The sequence below is a fragment of the Paracoccus sp. MKU1 genome (assembly GCF_001447385.1).
Taxonomy (GTDB): Bacteria; Pseudomonadota; Alphaproteobacteria; order Rhodobacterales; family Rhodobacteraceae; genus Paracoccus.
The window spans coordinates 1-1,367 of record NZ_LLWQ01000059.1; the positions used below are offsets into that span (position 1 = coordinate 1).

The 1,367-nt window shown below is 60.8% G+C and carries 1 protein-coding gene and 2 pseudogenes; 1 reads left to right on the forward strand and 2 read right to left on the reverse strand.

Annotation, left to right across the window (positions count from 1 at the left end; translation table 11 throughout):
* A pseudogene (locus AQY21_RS03490) lies at nt 1–236 on the reverse strand (IS110 family transposase); the annotation flags it as partial.
* Nucleotides 237–307: 71 nt separating this feature from the next.
* Here AQY21_RS03490 and AQY21_RS03495 point away from each other — a divergent pair.
* Nucleotides 308–754 (forward strand): annotated as a pseudogene (locus AQY21_RS03495) (IS5 family transposase); the annotation flags it as partial.
* A gap of 425 nt (nt 755–1,179) precedes the next feature.
* On the opposite strand, the gene AQY21_RS03500 reads toward AQY21_RS03495, so the two are convergent.
* The coding region (locus AQY21_RS03500) for an ATP-binding protein (RefSeq protein ID WP_161905912.1) at nt 1,180–1,367 on the reverse strand (188 nt) is incomplete at its 5' end.

Sequence of the window (1,367 nt, forward strand, 5' to 3'; positions counted from 1 at the left end):
ACATATTCCGGCGACATCAGCCGAACCTCGTGCCCGAGCGCCGCCAGCGCTCGTCCCATGTGATGCGCGCCGCAGCAGGCCTCCATCGCCATCGTGCAGGGCGACAGTTTCGATGCGAAGGCGATCACGCTGTCACGACGCATCCGACGTCGCAGCACTACCTTCCCGCTGTCATCCAGCCCCACCAGGCTGCAGCTGTTCTTGCCGAGATCAATACCGAGGATCACAATGCTCATGGTTCGCTCCTTCCTCCTTTGAACGCCGACAGCCTACACCAGCGGCGGCGGGAGGGGCGGGCCATCCATAAAGGGGGACTCCGAAAGAGGCTCTTGGCCGTTCGAGAGGTGGCTTCTCGACCAAGATCCATCTCCGCATCAACGGCGCTGGCCTCCCGATGAGGACCGAGATCACGCCGGGGCAGGATTCCGACTACACCGGCTATGATCTGGTGATGGCCGACAACCTGCCGCAGCCAGCCGTCCTGGTCGCAGACAGGGGCTATGACTCTGATAAAATTCGGGAAGACATCGAGAGCCGCAACGCCCTCCCCATGATACCGATGCGAAAGAACCGAAGGGTGCGCAAGGCTGTCGACATGACCATCTACACCCTGCGCAACATGGTCGAGCGCTGCTTCAACAAGCTGAAAAACAGCCGTCGGCTGGCAACCCGCTACGACAAAACCGCAGAAAGCTTCCGCGGCTTCATCGACATCGCATGCATCAAGCTCTGGCTCCGCCATTTGTCAACATGACCTAGGATCGTGCCTGCGCCCAGGCCGAGAAATGTTTTCGAGCTGCCGTGAAGCGGTCCGTGCTTTGGGTCGATCGGATGTACAGGCATCCGGTCGGTCGAAAGGCCTTTGGGCAGCCCGGATCATGCAAGCCGAAGCGCGAAAGCACCTGCAATCGCTTTGAAAATCTGGGTCGAAGAGCACACGGAAGCAGGGGCATGTTCTCGGTAAAAAGTCGCATTCAGCGACAGGTAAAGGTTGACTGCCGGATTGCGAATCGTCGCCTGTTCCGCAGTGCTACCCAGCGTTTCCTGTCAACGGCGGCGTAAAAACCTGCCACTGGGCGGCGCAAAAGTCGGCCACCGTTGTGCGCGGCTGAGACCGCTGCGAGGGCGTAGCCCGAGCGGGGGTCTCAGCCGCGCGTTGCGGTTTTCGAGGAGGGGGGATCAGCCGGCCTTTCTGGCGCGACTGTTGGCGAGGCGGTAGCTTTCGCCATTCATCTCGAGGATGTTGACGTGGTGGGTCAGCCGGTCGAGAAGCGCGCCGGTGAGGCGTTCGGAGCCGAAAGTTTCGGTCCATTCGTCGAAAGGCAGATTGCTGGTGATCAGGATCGATCCGCGCTCGTAGCGTTGCG